The organism is Haloimpatiens myeolchijeotgali (genome assembly GCF_042688525.2).
Taxonomy (GTDB): domain Bacteria; phylum Bacillota; class Clostridia; order Clostridiales; family Clostridiaceae; genus Haloimpatiens.
Window position 1 is genome coordinate 2,186,196 of sequence record NZ_JBHWAB010000001.1, and the last position, 16,305, is coordinate 2,202,500.

Here is a 16,305-nt window from a genome sequence, read left to right on the forward strand (position 1 = left end):
GGAAATCACATTGAAAAAAAAATATAGAATAGAAGTTAATCTAAAGTCACCTATGTTAATTAAATCAGGTGTTAAGGATAATGAATTTGTAGATAATAGTTATGTAAAAAAAGATGATAGGCCTTTTATACCAGGTTCAACTTTAAAAGGTATAGTAAGAGCAAATTTTAGTTCAATAATTGATACTGAAAATTGTAAGAAAGTTAATTGTAATTGTGCTGTATGTAGTATCTTTGGTTCTGGAGGATTTAATCCTGCACGAATTTATTTTAGTGATTTTAAATTAATAAGTGATTATGAAACGTCAATCAGATTTCATAATTCAATAAATAGAAATTTAAGAACAGCTAAAGATAATGCATTATTTTCAGAAGAAATTATTGAAAAAGGTAAATTTGAAGGATACTGTGAAGTATATTTTAATAAAAAAACAATTAAGTATGAAAAAGATTTACGTGTATCAATAAAAATGATAGAAAATATTGGTTCATCTAAAAGTAGAGGCTATGGATTTGTAAATGTTGATGTAAAGGAGGGGATGTAATTGACTTATGTAAGATTGAAAATGGAATCTCCTTTAATGGTTGTAGGAAGAAATTTAACAAATAATTATAGAGAGTCATTACCTTATATTTCGGGAGATAGAATAAGAGCTGGGTTTGCAAAATATATTCTTCAGAATTGTCCAATTTATGAAGTAAATAAAAAAGAAGTGGTAAATGAAAAAGAAAATAAGGTTAGATGTAACTGGGTTTATTATAGAAACAAAAAAGAATGTGAAAAATGTAAATTTTCACAAGCATGTAAGGAATTTTCAAATATGAAGTTTTCTTTTTTTTATCCAGAAGGAACAGATATATTACCTTTTACAGCTATGAGTTGTAAATATAATAAAAAGCATGGCTTTAAAGATATTTTAATAAGACCAAAGGAAATAAAATGTAAAAAGTGTATAGAAAAAGATAATACAAGTATGGCAGGAAGAATGGAAGCAGTGTATGGATTTAGAAAAGGGAAGAATGTTTTTGAAGTAGATAAAGTAATTTATACAAGGAATGCTATAAATAAATATACAAAAACATCTAAGGAAAGTGCATTATATAATATTGTAGCGGTCAAAAATGATTATTTTGAAGGAGAAATTCAAGGAATTGAACCATTACTTAAAGTAATGGAAGAAGTAGATAACGAGAAAATTGTTAGAATCGGTTCCTATACAAGTATAGGTATGGGATTAGCTGAAATTGAAGTTGATAACAAAAGCTATAAGTGTAAAGAAGAAAATTTGATTCAAAAATTAAACCAATTTAATCAAAGAATTAAAGATGAAGATTATTATAAAGAGTATGATGAGAAGTTTAACTATATACCTATTTTGTTTAAGAGTAATGCAAAATTAGGTTTAGAGAAAGAAAAAGTAGATGGTTATTTATCAGATAATGAATATAGAGATAGATGGAAGAAACTTTTAAGAAAAGATATAAAATTTGATTTTGAAATAGAAAAGGTTTATACCGAAACAGAAAATTATAGAGGATATGATTTATCAAAAGAATTTAATGATATTAGAGAAGATATAGTAGTTTTAAATAAAATGGGGACAACCATTTTATTTAAAACAAAAGAAGATTTAACAAATTTAGTTAAAGATTTAAGTAAGATTCAAGTTAAAGGACTTGGTTTTGAAAGAGAAAATGGATTCGGAAAAATTGAAATTTGTAATGAATTACATTTGAAAGGAGAAATTTATGAATAAGAAAGAAATAATTGAGTTAGTTGAAGAAGTGGCATCAATAAATAATTTCTGTGAAATTATTGAAAATAAAGATAATAAAAGTAGAAATTCAAAAAAAATTGGTACTAGCCAGTTTAGAGATATCGCTAATATGTGCAAAAATGCTGATTGTTCTGAAGAAATAAAGTTACTTATTCAGTATAAAACAACAAAAGGTAATGGGTGGAATAATAAAATTCCTAATAAAAATAATGGTAAAAAATTTGGAAACATTATTGTAGATTATATTGAAAAAATAGAAGTAAAATTTGATAAAGATGAAAAATCAAAGTTAGATGCTATAAGCAAATTTTTTGGTTATCTTTTTTGGAAAGCTAAAGTTGTGAAAAGTAAATAAGGGGAGTGGCAAAATGCTTTATGATAAATTTGTTAATAGAATAATTGTAACAGGAATAATTGAAAATAAAGTACCTATTTTTATTGGTAAAGGAAATGAAGGGTTTGATCCTACAGAAGTAGATTCACCAGTTTTAAAAGATTATAAAGGAAATCCAGTTATTCCAGGTTCTTCTTTAAAAGGGGTACTTAGAAGTACTGTAGAAAGAATACTAAGTAATGAAGTATTTGAAAATCACTGGAAAGTTTGTGATATTTTAAGTAAAGAAAAGTGTTGTTTAACTGATGTAGATTTTAAAAAATTAAAAGAAGAAATTAAAGATGAAAAACAATTATCAGAAAAAATTTATGAAAGTTGTTGTGATGTTTGTAAGTTATTTGGAGGATACCATTTTGCAGGAAAATTACAGATAAAAGATATGAATTTTATTGGTGAAAAGGCTAAATTTGGTTATAGAGATGGTGTCGGAATTGATAGAGATACAGGTGCATCTAAAGACGGAATAAAATATAATTTTGAAGTAGTTGAAGCAGAAAGTAAATTTTCATTTTATATGATAGCAGATAATTTGGAAGAAAAACAGAAAAAACTTTTTGATTTGATAATAAAGCTTTTAGAAGATGGTGAGATATCAGTAGGGGGAAAAACAAGCAGAGGACTTGGACAAATAATTTTGAAAGATAAAAAAGTAGAAGTAATTAATAAAGATAATTTGGCTAAGTATTATGGTTTAGAATAGGAGGTATAATTATGCTAAAAAAGTTAAAAAGTGAATGTATTATAAGATTTGATTTATCAACTAATGGACCACTTTTAATAAGAGATGGTAAACCTTCTGAACTTGATCCAACGATTCCAGATATTCAATTTATAAGAAATATGCATAATGGAAAACTTGAACCGGTTATGCCAGGAAGTAGCATTAAAGGCGTATTTAGAAGTAGAGTAGAAAGACTTCTATACAATATATATGAATGTTGCGATATATTTAGTAAAAAAAATAATGAGAATTGTAAATTCAAATATGATAATAAAAACGATTCAGGCAAAGATAAATATCAGAAAAGTTGTCCAGCTTGCAAGATGTTTGGAAATTTAGGTCTTAAAGGAAGAGTTCAATTTAAAGATGCTTTTATAAAAGATGGTAATTATAAATTAGGAAAAAGAACTAATGTGGGAATAGATAGAATTACTGGTGCAGCAATAAAAGGAGCTTTGTTTGATCCAGAAGTTTTGGAAGATGGAACTTTTGAGTGCGAAATAAAAATGGAAAATTATTTTAGATGGCAATTAAAGTTGATAATATATGTTTTAGAAGAAATAAATGAAGGATATGTAACATTTGGAGCATCTACTTCAAGAGGTTTTGGTAATATGAAGTTTAGTACTTTTAAAATTATTTCTAAAGAATATGGATTATTTAAAAATGGATTTTATAGAAAAAAAGAATGTGATTTTAATAAATTGAAAGAAATATTAAAGAATACAAAAATAAATAGCGAATCAATAAAGGAGGTAGAACTAGATGGGCAAGCCATATAGTTTTGTACCTTTATTGGGTAAAAAAAATTATAAAGTAATGGATAAAGAATTATATAGAGGAAAAATTAAACTAAAAATAACAACTATAACGCCACTATATATTGCAAGAGCTGAAATATGGGAGAAAGATAACAAAAAACTTAGAAAAAGATTTTATCAAATTAATAATAAATATTTAATACCTGGGAGTAGCTTAAAAGGTGTAGTTAGAACAATTGCTGAAAGTGTTTCTTATAGTTGTATAAAGACAAGACAAAACCGAAACATGAATATGATTAAAAAAGAACATGTTTCTAATAAGAAATGTAATTGTATTGTTTGTAAAACTTTTGGGGAAATGTTTTATAAAAGTAAAGTTATTTTTAAGGATTTTGTGTTTAAAAAGGGAGATACTTACACTAAGTGTGTACCTAAATTAATGAATCCTCATCCTGAAAAAGGATTTTATAAAGAAAATGGAAAATTCAAAGGTGTTAAATTTTATTATCATGGAACAAATCAAAGTGTAGAAAATGGTTCAATACCAGTAGAGGCTATGAAACCAAATTCTTGTTTTGAGGGAGAGGTGTTATTTCAAGAATTAGATAAAGAACAATTAAAATTGTTATGTTTTAGTTTGGGATTAGATGGAAGTATACAGCTTAAATTAGGGTATAATAAACCTGGGTATTTTGGAAGTTGTAAAGTTGAAAGTATGAAAGCTGAAATTGGAAAAATAAAAGGATTAGAAACTATTGAAAAACAATTTGATGCAAAAGAATTAGCTTGTCAATGGGGAAAACAGGATGATAAAATTTTAGATAATATTAATAAATTAAGAGAAATCTTAAGTTATGAAAATGCAAGAAAAATTTCAGATTGGCAAATAAATGAGAATGGTCAAAAAAGTTATTAGAGGTGATCTAATGAATGGTAAGAAAAGATTATTAAAATTATCAGAAAAAATAGGTGAATTGTCAGTACAAGAAGCCATTGGATTAATATTGAGTATGATACAGAGTGTAGAAGAAAAAAATCAAGGTAAAGATGAATTGTTAGAATATATTTATATTGCTAATAATAATTTAAATAATTTTAGTGGATTTAAGAATGCACAATATGAAATGCATAAATTATTAAATGATATATTATGTATATCAAAACAAAATGAAAAAGTGGTAATAAAAAATAGAGATTACGATTGTTTAAGTTTTAATGAATTTAAGTATGTTATGAGTTGGGCCAGAAAAATTTCAATGAATTCTAAACTTAAAAAAAATAAGAAAAATACTAATTCGGAAAAAGTAGTTAAGGGAAATAATGCAAACTTAAATGTAAACAAAATTGATGAAAGATGGAATGCTTTAAAAAATTATAAATTTTAGAGCGTCATATAGATGTACATTGATACAGAAAAAACATTTTTAAAGTTTGGAAAATAGAAAATGGGTTTTATAGGCACAATTCAAATAAAAATTTTCCAACCACATTAGAATAAAAAACTAACTAAAACATTGAAGTAACTACTTTTATAAATATTTTGTTAAAAGGCTTTTCAAAAGAAAAAACAGTTGGAAAATTTTAATAGAATCTTTTATTTTCAATGGGTTTGTGATATTCTTAATTTTGAAAAATGGGTATTTTACTATGGTTGAACAGTAACATGAGATGTATTTAAATAGAGCATTTAATATATTTCTACTTGAATCAAGATTTGTTGAACAGTAACATAGGATGTATTAAGTATTTTGAAAATAGTACAATATCTTAAATTTTTAATTGGGAATTTTAAGATCATGTATATAAAGGATAAATTGGACAAGCTTAAACTTTACTCTCACAGGTATTCCTTACGAGTAGTAAACTTTAAGCTATGTCCAATTTTTTTAATTTTAAACCCCTGCCCCCTAAAAGGGGAAGCTGTGGTATTCCTCTAGGGTCAATTGGGTGGACTAACCTTTACCAAGGCAGGTTCACCCTCTGTTGCCATTTATAAAGGCTTGTCCTTAAGTAAAGACCAAGACCGATATGAAAGAGAAGATAGTAGTATACATAATAGACCATTCACTAATAATACTTTTTATTTGGGAAATAGAAGAGGTGTTTTGTGAAATTCAGAATAGAGAATTTCACAAATGTTAACCATTTTTGTGGTGAAATTGCTTCTTTAGGTTCAGATTAAATTAAAAAGTTTTTGTTCTTTTCAGGAACTTTTAAAATATCTGTTCATAGAATTTATTGATACACAGATTGTATTATTTTTTAGATTTTTCCCAACCGTAATAAAAATTGAAACCTAGTTAAAGTGTTCAAATCACTGGCCTTAAAAGTGTTTTAACGTTAGATTTTGAAAAAATAGAAATCGGTTGGTAAAATTTTTTGAAAACCTTGAAATATCAATGGGTTTGTGATTTTCTTAATTTTAAGAAATGGCTATTTTACTATGGTTGAACATTAACATAAGATGTATTTAAATTAATCTACTTTATTTTCTTTATTTTCATATTCTTGTTGAACATTAACATAAGATGTATTTAAATTCTGTTATATCTCTTATAGTTACATTTTCAAATACAGTTGAACATTAACATAAGATGTATTTAAATCATTTACATTTTAAAAATTTTTCAAGCATTTCCATGTTGAACATTAACATAAGATGTATTTAAATAGAGCAGATGTAAACGCGCCGTGTAAAGTCCAGCGGCGTTGAACATTAACATAAGATGTATTTAAATTAGAATTTTACCCATTTGTGATTATTGAAATTATACGTTGAACATTAACATAAGATGTATTTAAATCTCTTATTCATGGCCAAAAACTTTGGTAATATCGTGTTGAACATTAACATAAGATGTATTTAAATTTTATACACGCATAACCTAAATGCATTGTTACCACTCGTTGAACATTAACATAAGATGTATTTAAATTTTAATATCTTAAAAAAATTAATATTTTTTTCTCTAGTTGAACATTAACATAAGATGTATTTAAATTTTATATACTCAATTCCAAATACAACAGCTCCTTCGTTGAACATTAACATATGATGTACTAAACTTCAAAATATTAAAGAGGATGTAGAAAAATTAAAGTTTTCTACATCCTCTTTAATTAATATCTTAACTCAACTTTCGGAGAACAAAAATACTCTCTAGCGAAGGGAAATGATATCTTGCGTAAGAAACATTTGAACAAAGTTTACAAGTTCTTAGCTTTACGAATTTGAAAAAAAGTTATTTTTTAATTACTGATTCCTACGGAATATTAATTAAAAAATCTTTTTTCAATATGAGTAAAGCTTAGAACTTGTTACTGAAGTGAAAGGTTTGTAAGCAAGATATCATTTCCCGTAGCGGCTATTTTTTACCTGCGAAAGTTGAATTTATTTAAATAGTAAAAAAAGATTTTCAAAAGCTAGCTTTTGAAAATCTTTCAATATCTGTTCTTTAAACTTTTTACTTTATACTCTACTTAAGTATATATACTTTAACGTATTTTACTCCCCATCTACAGGCTTCCCTGTACGTATTAAAGAAAACATCAACTTTGTTTCCTTTTATAGCAGTACCAGTATCTGCAGCAATAGCTAAACCATATCCTTCAACATAAACCTTTGTTCCTAAAGGAATAATTCTAGGATCTACGGCAATTGTACTATAACCTCCAGGATTTCTAGCAGCTCGCATTCCTGAAGCAGTATAAGCCACACGTGCTCCATTAATAGGGGAGTACGCAGTAGATTTAACATTAATTACTCTTGAACTAGAAGAAGCATATCCTCCTCTTGATACAGGAGCTTTAGGTGCAGAGCCTTTGTGAATTACTTTGTTTACAGGAGCTTTTACAACTTTTTCACTAACAACTTTTCTTGAAACTTCTTTGTTGTTTTCATACACAATTTGAGTTAAAATTTGTTTTTCTCCAGTAGTTCCTTCTTGAACTGTTTTCTTTGTAGTGTTTGGTAAATCTGCTTTGTTTTGAACTATTGTCTTAAACGCAATTGGTTTTGATTCTTTAACTGTTTTTGTTTTAACTCTTGTTATTGTGATTTCCATATCTTTAGACAATTTTGTGTCTTTACTTGGCATAAGCTTGTCTTCATTTCCTAAAGTTATTCCTTCTATTTTTAGTAATGATTCAACATTTTCTTCTGAAGATTTTAATGAAATATTTTTTGCATCTACAGAAATTTTAACAGGAATAGCTTTTTTTATTGTTATGCTCTGATGATTAGCTATTTTTGAATCTAGCGAAGGTGTGATTTTGTCCTCAGAATCCAATTTGATTTTTTCATTTTGTAAAACTTCTTTAACTGTATCTTTATATGTTGTTATTATTTGTTTTTTACCATCAATAATAACTGTTAATTTTTTTCTTGGTATATATACTCCTGCAATTATTATGCCTATAACTATGATTGTCACAAGTAGAATTAATTGTTTTTTCATATTTTTTATACCAGTAAAATTAATAATATTCGCCTCCTTTTTTATTTATATATATGCTGAATAATAAGATTTGATTTCACTTTTTATTAAAAAGTTTATTTATCAAAATTAACTATACTGTAATAACATTGTAACTATATTGTAACCATTAATCTAATAATATCGTTAAGTATACATTAACAAATATAAATTGTCAAATTGACTTCCAAATAGTGTAAAAATTTTATATAAAAATTCATAAAAATCATTAACTATGTGATATAATGTATCTATATTAAAATAATTATAGGGTGATGTTATGAACATATTTAGTGTTATAAATATTGATATAGTTAACTCAAGAAAATTGCAAGATAGACAAGCTATACAAGAAACTTTAAACAATTATATAAAAGAAGTAAATAATACTTTTAAAGAAGATTTGGCATCTTCAATAACTATGACCTTAGGAGATGAATGGCAAATTGTCTTAAAGGAACCTAACAAAAGTTATTGTATCATAGATAAATTTCAAAGGTTGCTAAAAAAATATAATATTGATATTTACGCAGGAATTGGAATAGGAAGTATTAGTACAAAAATTTATGATGATACAAGACTTATGGATGGAGAATGTTTTGTAAAGGCTAGAGAAGCTTTAAATATATCCAAAAACAATAATAGGTTTTATAGTAAAAACTTAAATAGTAAAAAAAATAGAATATACTTTAATGGTGAAAATATTAATTTTATTAATCATACTCTAACTACTCCTATACTTAGAGAAGTAGCAGTTACTGGAGAAGAAGAATCATTATGTTCATTATCTATAAATAATATTATAAATACATTAATTGAAAATAATGAAGTATTAAAAAGTAAAATTACAAATAAGCAATTAGAAATTATAGATCTTTATGAAAAAGTAGGATCATACAATAATATAGTTAAAAACAGGCCAGAAATTTCTAAAGCTAGTATAAGTCAAAAGTTAAATGATGCTAATTACTTTGTCATTAACAATAATGATTTTATGATACAGTCATTATTAGATTTATATTGTAAAATTAGGGGAGGAAGTTAGAATGCATATACGAATTGTACTATTATTTATCATAGTACACTTACTTTGCGATTTTGTTTTTCAAGGTAAATCTATTTTGTATATGAGATTTAAAACAGAAAAGACTGTACTGCACAAAGTATTGAAAGACTCTTTAATTGGAAATTTACTTCACAGTTTAATTCATTTCATTGGTATGATAATTGTTCTAATAATATATATTATTTTGGATAAATCTATTGCATTTACTCATTATCTTAAAATTTCACTTTTTATATTTTTAATTCATTTTGTTATAGACGAGGCAAAATCCTTATCAATTTATTTTAAACCTTCCTTTAATAATAATATCCATGTATTTATAATAGATCAGATACTACATATAATAACGATAATTCTACTCTCATTTGATTTTAATACTAAAATGATTTCAATGAAATTAACAAGTATTTTTAACAATTATCCTAATAATATAACACTGTTAGATAGATGGTTAATATTAATCATTATTTTTCTATGGTGTACTTTTGGTATAGGAATTTTTATTCGAAAGTTTATAAATTATATAAATTTAAAAGAATATAGTAAAATAATAGATAGAGGAATTATAATAAAAAAAGCAAAAGATGAGAGTTTAGGAGCTAAAAACGGTGGATTTTTAATAGGTATAATAGAAAGAATTTTTATATTACTTGTGATGACAATGGGACAACCTGTAATGATAGGATTTGTACTCACAGGTAAATCTATTGCTAGGTTCAAAAAGTTAGACGATAGTAGTTTTGCGGAATATTTTTTAATTGGTACATTTACTAGCTTTATTGCAGCAATAATAGGAGGAATTATAATAAAAACTTTAAATATTGTCCCAGTCATCAAATAAAATAACTAAAGGTAATTTATTTCTTTTAGCATATTTCAAAGCATCTCGTGCTCTATAAAATGAAGGACCGTCAAGTTGATTTACAGTTAATTCAAAGTTATGAATATATACATTACCAATACCTATTCCTGTATAAAATTTTATATCTGGAATAGATTTTTTGAAAAATAGTATTATTTCTTTGTAGTCACAAGGATATTTTAAAAGTCCTTGCCATTCATCTCCTATGGTTATTATAAATGGTGAAACTATAATATCCTTAAAATTTTCATTAACTATTTTTAACATGTTAATAATTTTATATTGTATTTCTTCTCGATTTTTTAATTTTCTTGATGATTTGATATCACAAATTAAAGTACAGTAGCTCATTATTACCTCCACTCAATCCAAAGTAAAGATTTTAATCTTTACTTCAAAAGAGTTAAGATTAAAATCTTTACTTTCACACTTGAAAGTATGAACATAAAATAGTATTTATATTCATAGAATGTATATTTATATAATATGAATTTTGTTGTATAATGGTGAATGCATAAAAATTAGTTACTCAACTTTCACAATAAAAAAATACTGCTTAGCGAAGGGAAATGATATCTTGCGTAAGAAACATTTGAACAAAGTTTACAAGTTCTTAGCTTTACGAATTTGAAAAAAGTTATTTTTTAATTACTGATTCCTATGGAATATTAATTAAAAAATCTTTTTTCAATATGAGTAAAGCTTAGAACTTGTTACTGAAGTGAAAGGTTTCTAAGCAAGATATCATTTCCCGCAGCGGCTATTTTTCACCTGCGAAAGTTGAATTAGTCAATAATAGAGAGGTGCATTATGACATTAATTCAGTTTAAAGATATAAATTTAAAATTTAAAGATAAAATAATATTTGATAATTTTAATATGGATGTACTGAAAGGAGAAAAAATTGTTTTAAATGCTCCTTCTGGTAAAGGTAAATCAACCTTATTTAAATTACTTTTAGGTTTTCAAAAAATTGATAGGGGAACTATATTATTTAATAATAAGATATTAGAAAAGAAAACTCTTGTATATTTTCGTAAAAATATTGGATATGTAAGTCAAGATGTAGATTTTAAAAATGGTAAAATTGGAGATTTAATAGATGAAATCTTTTCTTATAATTGTAATAAACATATAAAAATTACTAAAGAGCAAATAACTCATCTTGTAGAATACTTTAATCTTCCCAAAGATACTCTTGAAAAAGAAGTTAAACAGCTTTCTGGAGGTGAAAGACAAAGATTAGGTTTAATCATATGTATACTACTGGATAGACCTGTATGGCTCCTAGATGAAGTTACTTCTGGATTAGATAAATATATGAAAGAAAAAGTAGTAAATTACGTTTTAAAACAGGATAAAACTGTTTTAATAATTTCCCACGATAAAATTTGGACAGAAAATAATCTTGTGCGAGTAGAGGAGTGGTAACAATATGAATGTAGATAATATTACTTATCTTTCTATATTAAGTTTGTTTATTTTAATATTACCTATTGTTATTATTAATCACAAATTAAATATAAAAATTAATAAAAACATGTTTTACTCTATAATAAGAATGTTTATACAACTTAGTTTGGTTGGTATATTTCTTCAATATATTTTTGAGATTAATAGTTCTTTTATAAATCTTTCTTACTTTATTTTTATGATTTTAGTTGCTAGCTTTTCATCTATTAAATCTTGTAATCTTAATATGAAGAAATTTATTGTTCCACTATTTTTAGCTTTTATAATTCCAAATGTACTTGTATTACTATTTTTTAATACTTTTGTTGTAAAGTTAGATAGTTTATTTGATGCACAATTTATAATTCCAATTGGAGGTATGCTTTTAGGTAACAGTCTTCGTGGAAATATAGTATGTATAAATAATTTTTATAGATCAATAAAACAAAATAAAAATGAGTACTTTTATTCTTTAAGTCTAAGTGGAAATAAATTAGAAGCATTAACACCTTATTTTAGAGATGCTATTTTAGCTTCAGTAAATCCTACAATAGCCTCAATAGAAACAATTGGTTTAGTATCTTTGCCAGGAATGATGACGGGTCAAATTTTAGGAGGAGCAATCCCATTAACTGCCATAAAATATCAGATAGCTATAATGATAGCTATTTTAATAGTAAGATATTTCACTGCGATTTTATCTATATTATTTACAGCATCAAAAGCTTTTGATGAATATGATATTTTAACAATTTAAACTTATATTATGTACGTTTTTAGATAATATTATAATTGTATATTATCTAAAATTTATGATAATATTTATCTAACAACTTAAATAAAAAATTAAATCTTATTTCTTTATGAAAGAGAGGATACATATGATAAAAATTATAGCTGATTCAACCTGTGATTTGTCACAAGATGTTGTTGAAAAATATAATATTAGTTTAGCACCATTAACTATTAATATAGAAGGGAAAAAATATCGTGATAGAATAGATATTGATCCTAACGAATTCTATAATATTATTGAAGATTTAGCAGAATATCCAACCACTGCAATGCCATCTCCCACTGAGTATTTAGATATAATGAAACAAGCAATTGAAGATGGTTATACAAAAATACTTTGTATTTGTATGTCAAGTGGTACTAGCGGTTCATATCAATCTGCTGTAATTGCTAAAGACTATTTCTTTGAGGAAATGCCAAATTCAACTGTTAAAATTCACATTTTAGATTCAAAATGTATGAGCCATGGAAGTGGTTGGTTAGTTTTAAAAAGTGCAATTCTTAAAGAGAAGGGAGCTACTTTTGAAGAATTAGTAGACTTTAATGAAACATATAAAACAAGTGTAAAACATTTTCTTTGTGTAGACGATTTAGATCATTTAATTAAAAGTGGAAGATTATCTAATGCTAGTGCATTTGTTGGAAAGCTTTTAAGAATTAAGCCTATAATGAGTATGAAAGATGGGAAAGGTGCAATTGTTGCAAAAGAACGTGGACTAAAAAAAGTACTTAAACACTATGTTGAACAATTTATAATTAGAAAAAATGATGTTATTACAGATTTTATTATAATTGGCTATACATCAGATATAACTCTTGCAGAAAATCTAAAAAATAAACTTATTAAAGATGCAAATTTTACAGGAGAAATTTTTATCATGCAAATGGGTGTTGCTGTCGGAACACATGTGGGTCTAGGTGCACTTTCCATGTATTTCGTTGAACAAAGACATCAAAAAGATAATTTAATAATAAATGAGATGCACAACATAGTTGAAAAGAAAAATAAATTTTTAAAGAAATTTAAAAATAATAATTAATACAAACATAGGAGGACACCATGGATTTCAAAAAAGTTATAGAAAGAATAAATTTTTTATATCACAAAAGTCAAAATGAAGGTTTAACTGAGGAAGAGAAAAAAGAACAGAAAAAACTTAGAAGATATTACATTGATGTTATTAAAGGAAATTTCAAGATGGAGTTAAACAAAGTAAAAAAAAATGATAAAAAACCAACTAACTACGTAAATTAGTTGAAGTTGATAATAATATTTAAAACCAGAAATACTGAAAAAGTATTTCTGGTTTTTATTTGTTTCGCAGGTGAAAAACAGCCGCTGCGGGAAATGATATCTCTTAAGTCTTTGCCATAAGTGTATGAAGCCAGTAAATAAAAATTATCATAAGAACAGTAATCCTTCACTTCCATAACGTGCTCTAAACTTTACTCATATTGAAAAAAGATTTTTAAATTAATATTCCGCAGGAATCAGTAATTTAAAAATAACTTTTTTCAAATTCGTAAAGCTAAGAGCACGTAAATGTCGTTCAAAGATTACTGTTCTTATACAATTTTTATTTACTGGCAAAATACATTAGTAATTCACAGTTAACTAAAATAAATGTTACATAAAAATCATATAATTAAACAAAAGCCTATATATTATGGGGGAATATATATGAATATTTTAAGTTTAGTTATTTTAGCCTTAATAGGGGAAGCTGTATGGGAAACTTGTAAAATGTTATGGCAAGAGGGTAAATTAAGCATAGATAGAATAGGGGCTTTAGTTACAGGATTAGTTTTATCAATTAGTGCTAAAGTAGATTTGTTTCAAATGATAGGAATGCCTTTACGTACACCTATTTTAGGTATGATTCTAACAGGTGTATTAATAAGTAGGGGAGCTAATTTTGTACATGACTTAGTAGATGGTATTAATAATATTCACCAGAATACAAAACCAAATAATTAGAATTTTTTAAGTCTTTGCCATAAGTGTATGAAGCCAGTAAATAAAAATTATCATAAGAACAGTAATCCTTCACTTCCATAACGTGCTCTAAGCTTTACTCATATTGAAAAAAGATTTTTAAATTAATATTCCGTAGGAATTAGTAATTTAAAAATAACTTTTTTCAAATTCGTAAAGCTAAGAGCACGTAAATGTCGTTCAAAGATTACTGTTCTTATACAATTTTTATTTGCTGGCAATATACATAACTTGTAACGTGTTGCTTGTTCAAATGTTTCTTACGCAAGATATCATTTCCCTTCGCTGGTAGTATTTTTTCTCCTGCGAAAATTGATTTAAATAACTAGTCATAACTACCCCTAAAAGAGGGGCTTGAACAATCATCATTATATCAGAAAGGTGATGTTTTTGCTTAAATACTTAATCACACCTGAATAGCAGGCGGTTTTTAGATTTCTAGTGCTTTCATTGCACTGAAACTTGCTAAAGCAAAAATTAAAAGCTTTCTGCTAACTATTTATATAGATATTTATCACATTTAATAAGTTTTATTTTGTAATATTCAAAATGTTAGTTTTTCCTATTTTAAATTCTTTAAATTATCAATAAAATAAATTCTTTATATGAATTAATTAGTATTATGAAAACAGCAGCAGGGACAACATATTTTATTAAGAAACTCCAAACAGGTGCTAATCTAAATTTGTTCCCTGAAATTTCTATTTCTTTTACTGCGTTTTCAGCTTTTAACACCCAACCTACAAATATACAAAGTAAAAATCCTCCTGTAGTTAAAAGTATATTTGTAGTTAGTTTATCGTAGAGATCAAAGAAATTTAGACCTCCTATTAAATCTAAGTTTTTCCACACACCCATAGATAGTGAAGCTGGTATTCCCATTATAAATATTAATAAAGTTATTATTACAGTAGATGTTTTTCTTTTCTTGTTTCTCTCATCAACAAAATAAGATACACATACTTCCAACATAGATATAGATGAAGTTAATGCAGCAAATAAAACTAATAAGAAAAATACTATACAGAATATATGTCCCATTGGCATAGATGCAAATACTGCTGGTAAAGTAACAAACATAAGTCCAGGACCTTCAGTAACTTTAAATCCTAAAGCAAACACTGCTGGTATAGTTGCAAAACCTGCTATTAAAGCTATAGCTGTATCTATTACTGGAATTAAAATAGCTGTATTTAGTATATTATCTTTTTTACCTAAATAACTTCCGTAAGTAACCATAACACCCATACCTATACTTAACGAAAAGAAAACTTGACCTAAAGCATTCATAGCTACCTGCATGTTTATCTTTGAAAAATCCGGTGTAAGTAAAAATTTAATTCCTTCCATACTTCCTTTTAATGTAACACTTTTAAATGCAATTACTATAAGCATTATAAATAGTGCTGGCATCATTATTTTAGAAGCTTTTTCTATTCCTCCACTAATTCCTTTTAACACTATTAACATAGTAAATAATAAGAAAATAAATTGATAAGAAATAAGTTCGATAGGTGAATTTAATAGATTTTCAAAAGTTTTTCCAAGTAAATCAGGATTTGTAGTATTTAAAGTTCCTAATAAAGCATTTTTTAGGTAATATATAACCCATCCACCTACTGTGGAATAAAAAGCTAATATAAAGAAACCACAAATAACTCCTAAGCCACCAACAAATGACCATTTTTTATTTATACTCTTATATGCACCAAACACAGATAACTGAGTTTTTCTACCTAAAGTTATTGCAGCTAACATAAGTGGAACACCTATAAATATTAAAAATATAAAATATAAAGCTACAAAAGCTCCACCACCATTAGTTCCAACACTATATGGAAATTTCCATATGTTTCCCAAACCTACTGCTGAACCAGCAGCAGCTAAAATAAATCCTACTTTTGAAGACCACTTGTCTCTCATTAAAAAACCTCCTTAATAAATTTAATTTTGTTTACATTCCATCTGAAAATCACTTTAAGTTAGCCGGCTATAATCTGAATTTT

At 26.0% G+C, this 16,305-nt stretch carries 17 protein-coding genes and 1 CRISPR repeat array; of the genes, 14 read left to right on the plus strand and 3 right to left on the minus strand.

From position 1 onward, the window contains the following. Positions 1-10 precede the first annotated feature (10 nt). From ACFIJ5_RS09575 to ACFIJ5_RS09605, 7 genes are read left to right on the plus strand one after another with little or no spacing between them, the layout of a single operon-like run. On the plus strand, positions 11-544 hold the full coding sequence (locus ACFIJ5_RS09575) for an RAMP superfamily CRISPR-associated protein (protein ID WP_379806413.1): 534 nt from the start codon (positions 11-13) through the stop codon (positions 542-544). Continuing rightward, on the plus strand, positions 545-1,756 hold the full coding sequence (locus ACFIJ5_RS09580) for a hypothetical protein (RefSeq protein ID WP_379806415.1): 1,212 nt from the start codon (positions 545-547) through the stop codon (positions 1,754-1,756). Next, positions 1,749-2,132, plus strand: a complete 384-nt coding sequence (locus ACFIJ5_RS09585; RefSeq protein ID WP_379806417.1) for a hypothetical protein — start codon at positions 1,749-1,751, stop codon at positions 2,130-2,132. Before ACFIJ5_RS09580 ends, ACFIJ5_RS09585 begins: the two co-directional genes overlap by 8 nt. A 13-nt stretch (positions 2,133-2,145) precedes the next feature. Beyond that, complete coding sequence (gene csx7 / locus ACFIJ5_RS09590) at positions 2,146-2,871, plus strand: type III CRISPR-associated RAMP protein Csx7 (protein ID WP_379806419.1); 726 nt, start codon at positions 2,146-2,148, stop codon at positions 2,869-2,871. Positions 2,872-2,882: 11 nt separating this feature from the next. Next, on the plus strand, positions 2,883-3,674 hold the full coding sequence (csx7, locus tag ACFIJ5_RS09595; protein ID WP_379806421.1) for a type III CRISPR-associated RAMP protein Csx7: 792 nt from the start codon (positions 2,883-2,885) through the stop codon (positions 3,672-3,674). Next, a complete protein-coding gene (locus tag ACFIJ5_RS09600) occupies positions 3,658-4,569 on the plus strand; it encodes an RAMP superfamily CRISPR-associated protein (RefSeq protein ID WP_379806423.1) in 912 nt (303 codons plus the stop codon). The genes csx7 (ACFIJ5_RS09595) and ACFIJ5_RS09600 overlap by 17 nt, the downstream gene beginning before the upstream one ends. A 10-nt stretch (positions 4,570-4,579) precedes the next feature. Then, positions 4,580-5,038 carry a hypothetical protein gene (locus tag ACFIJ5_RS09605; RefSeq protein ID WP_379806425.1) on the plus strand — a complete coding sequence of 153 codons (459 nt, stop codon included), beginning with the start codon at positions 4,580-4,582 and terminating at the stop codon, positions 5,036-5,038. A 1,061-nt stretch (positions 5,039-6,099) separates the two neighbouring features. Then, a CRISPR array of direct repeats spans positions 6,100-6,720; the repeat unit is 30 nt; unit sequence GTTGAACATTAACATAAGATGTATTTAAAT. Positions 6,721-7,129: 409 nt separating this feature from the next. Here ACFIJ5_RS09605 and ACFIJ5_RS09610 read toward each other — a convergent pair. Continuing rightward, positions 7,130-8,110, minus strand: coding sequence for a 3D domain-containing protein (locus tag ACFIJ5_RS09610; protein ID WP_379806427.1), 981 nt, complete (start codon positions 8,108-8,110; stop codon positions 7,130-7,132). A gap of 298 nt (positions 8,111-8,408) precedes the next feature. On the opposite strand from ACFIJ5_RS09610, the gene ACFIJ5_RS09615 reads away from it, so the two are divergent. Beyond that, entirely contained in the window at positions 8,409-9,173 is a 765-nt protein-coding gene (locus ACFIJ5_RS09615; protein ID WP_379806429.1) for a SatD family protein, read from the plus strand. A gap of 1 nt (position 9,174) precedes the next feature. Further along, entirely contained in the window at positions 9,175-10,035 is an 861-nt protein-coding gene (locus tag ACFIJ5_RS09620) for a DUF3307 domain-containing protein (RefSeq protein ID WP_379806431.1), read from the plus strand. On the opposite strand, the gene ACFIJ5_RS09625 is transcribed toward ACFIJ5_RS09620, so the two are convergent. After that, a complete protein-coding gene (locus ACFIJ5_RS09625) occupies positions 10,009-10,407 on the minus strand; it encodes a SatD family protein (protein WP_379806433.1) in 399 nt (132 codons plus the stop codon). The genes ACFIJ5_RS09620 and ACFIJ5_RS09625 overlap by 27 nt on opposite strands. Positions 10,408-10,866: 459 nt before the next feature. On the opposite strand from ACFIJ5_RS09625, the gene ACFIJ5_RS09630 reads away from it, so the two are divergent. The 5 genes from ACFIJ5_RS09630 to ACFIJ5_RS09650 all read left to right on the plus strand — a co-directional run bounded on the left by ACFIJ5_RS09630 (position 10,867) and on the right by ACFIJ5_RS09650 (position 14,281). Further along, positions 10,867-11,487 carry an ABC transporter ATP-binding protein gene (locus tag ACFIJ5_RS09630; RefSeq protein ID WP_379806435.1) on the plus strand — a complete coding sequence of 207 codons (621 nt, stop codon included), beginning with the start codon at positions 10,867-10,869 and terminating at the stop codon, positions 11,485-11,487. 4 nt (positions 11,488-11,491) lie between these two features. After that, on the plus strand, positions 11,492-12,265 hold the full coding sequence (locus ACFIJ5_RS09635) for an ABC transporter permease (RefSeq protein ID WP_379806437.1): 774 nt from the start codon (positions 11,492-11,494) through the stop codon (positions 12,263-12,265). Between the two features lie 124 nt (positions 12,266-12,389). Next, complete coding sequence (locus ACFIJ5_RS09640; protein ID WP_379806439.1) at positions 12,390-13,343, plus strand: DegV family protein; 954 nt, start codon at positions 12,390-12,392, stop codon at positions 13,341-13,343. Positions 13,344-13,363: 20 nt separating this feature from the next. Beyond that, positions 13,364-13,558: a DUF896 domain-containing protein gene (locus ACFIJ5_RS09645; protein WP_379806441.1), complete on the plus strand. Its 195-nt coding sequence runs from the start codon at positions 13,364-13,366 to the stop codon at positions 13,556-13,558. A gap of 426 nt (positions 13,559-13,984) precedes the next feature. Beyond that, complete coding sequence (locus ACFIJ5_RS09650) at positions 13,985-14,281, plus strand: hypothetical protein (RefSeq protein ID WP_379806443.1); 297 nt, start codon at positions 13,985-13,987, stop codon at positions 14,279-14,281. A gap of 594 nt (positions 14,282-14,875) precedes the next feature. On the opposite strand, the gene ACFIJ5_RS09655 is transcribed toward ACFIJ5_RS09650, so the two are convergent. Continuing rightward, positions 14,876-16,222, minus strand: a complete 1,347-nt coding sequence (locus ACFIJ5_RS09655) for a sodium-dependent transporter (RefSeq protein WP_379806445.1) — start codon at positions 16,220-16,222, stop codon at positions 14,876-14,878. Positions 16,223-16,305 lie beyond the last annotated feature (83 nt).

Excerpts from the sequence above, each read along its gene's own strand:
- ACFIJ5_RS09630 (WP_379806435.1), top strand. The coding sequence starts at position 10,867 with ATGACATTAATTCAGTTTAAAGATATAAATTTAAAATTTAAAGATAAA.
- ACFIJ5_RS09615 (WP_379806429.1), top strand. The coding sequence starts at position 8,409 with ATGAACATATTTAGTGTTATAAATATTGATATAGTTAACTCAAGAAAA.
- ACFIJ5_RS09625 (WP_379806433.1), bottom strand. The coding sequence starts at position 10,407 with ATGAGCTACTGTACTTTAATTTGTGATATCAAATCATCAAGAAAATTA.
- ACFIJ5_RS09655 (WP_379806445.1), bottom strand. The coding sequence starts at position 16,222 with ATGAGAGACAAGTGGTCTTCAAAAGTAGGATTTATTTTAGCTGCTGCT.
- ACFIJ5_RS09585 (WP_379806417.1), top strand. The coding sequence starts at position 1,749 with ATGAATAAGAAAGAAATAATTGAGTTAGTTGAAGAAGTGGCATCAATA.
- ACFIJ5_RS09620 (WP_379806431.1), top strand. The coding sequence starts at position 9,175 with ATGCATATACGAATTGTACTATTATTTATCATAGTACACTTACTTTGC.
- ACFIJ5_RS09640 (WP_379806439.1), top strand. The coding sequence starts at position 12,390 with ATGATAAAAATTATAGCTGATTCAACCTGTGATTTGTCACAAGATGTT.
- ACFIJ5_RS09605 (WP_379806425.1), top strand. The coding sequence starts at position 4,580 with ATGAATGGTAAGAAAAGATTATTAAAATTATCAGAAAAAATAGGTGAA.
- ACFIJ5_RS09600 (WP_379806423.1), top strand. The coding sequence starts at position 3,658 with ATGGGCAAGCCATATAGTTTTGTACCTTTATTGGGTAAAAAAAATTAT.
- csx7 (WP_379806421.1), top strand. The coding sequence starts at position 2,883 with ATGCTAAAAAAGTTAAAAAGTGAATGTATTATAAGATTTGATTTATCA.
- ACFIJ5_RS09610 (WP_379806427.1), bottom strand. The coding sequence starts at position 8,110 with ATGAAAAAACAATTAATTCTACTTGTGACAATCATAGTTATAGGCATA.
- ACFIJ5_RS09650 (WP_379806443.1), top strand. The coding sequence starts at position 13,985 with ATGAATATTTTAAGTTTAGTTATTTTAGCCTTAATAGGGGAAGCTGTA.
- ACFIJ5_RS09635 (WP_379806437.1), top strand. The coding sequence starts at position 11,492 with ATGAATGTAGATAATATTACTTATCTTTCTATATTAAGTTTGTTTATT.
- csx7 (WP_379806419.1), top strand. The coding sequence starts at position 2,146 with ATGCTTTATGATAAATTTGTTAATAGAATAATTGTAACAGGAATAATT.
- ACFIJ5_RS09645 (WP_379806441.1), top strand. The coding sequence starts at position 13,364 with ATGGATTTCAAAAAAGTTATAGAAAGAATAAATTTTTTATATCACAAA.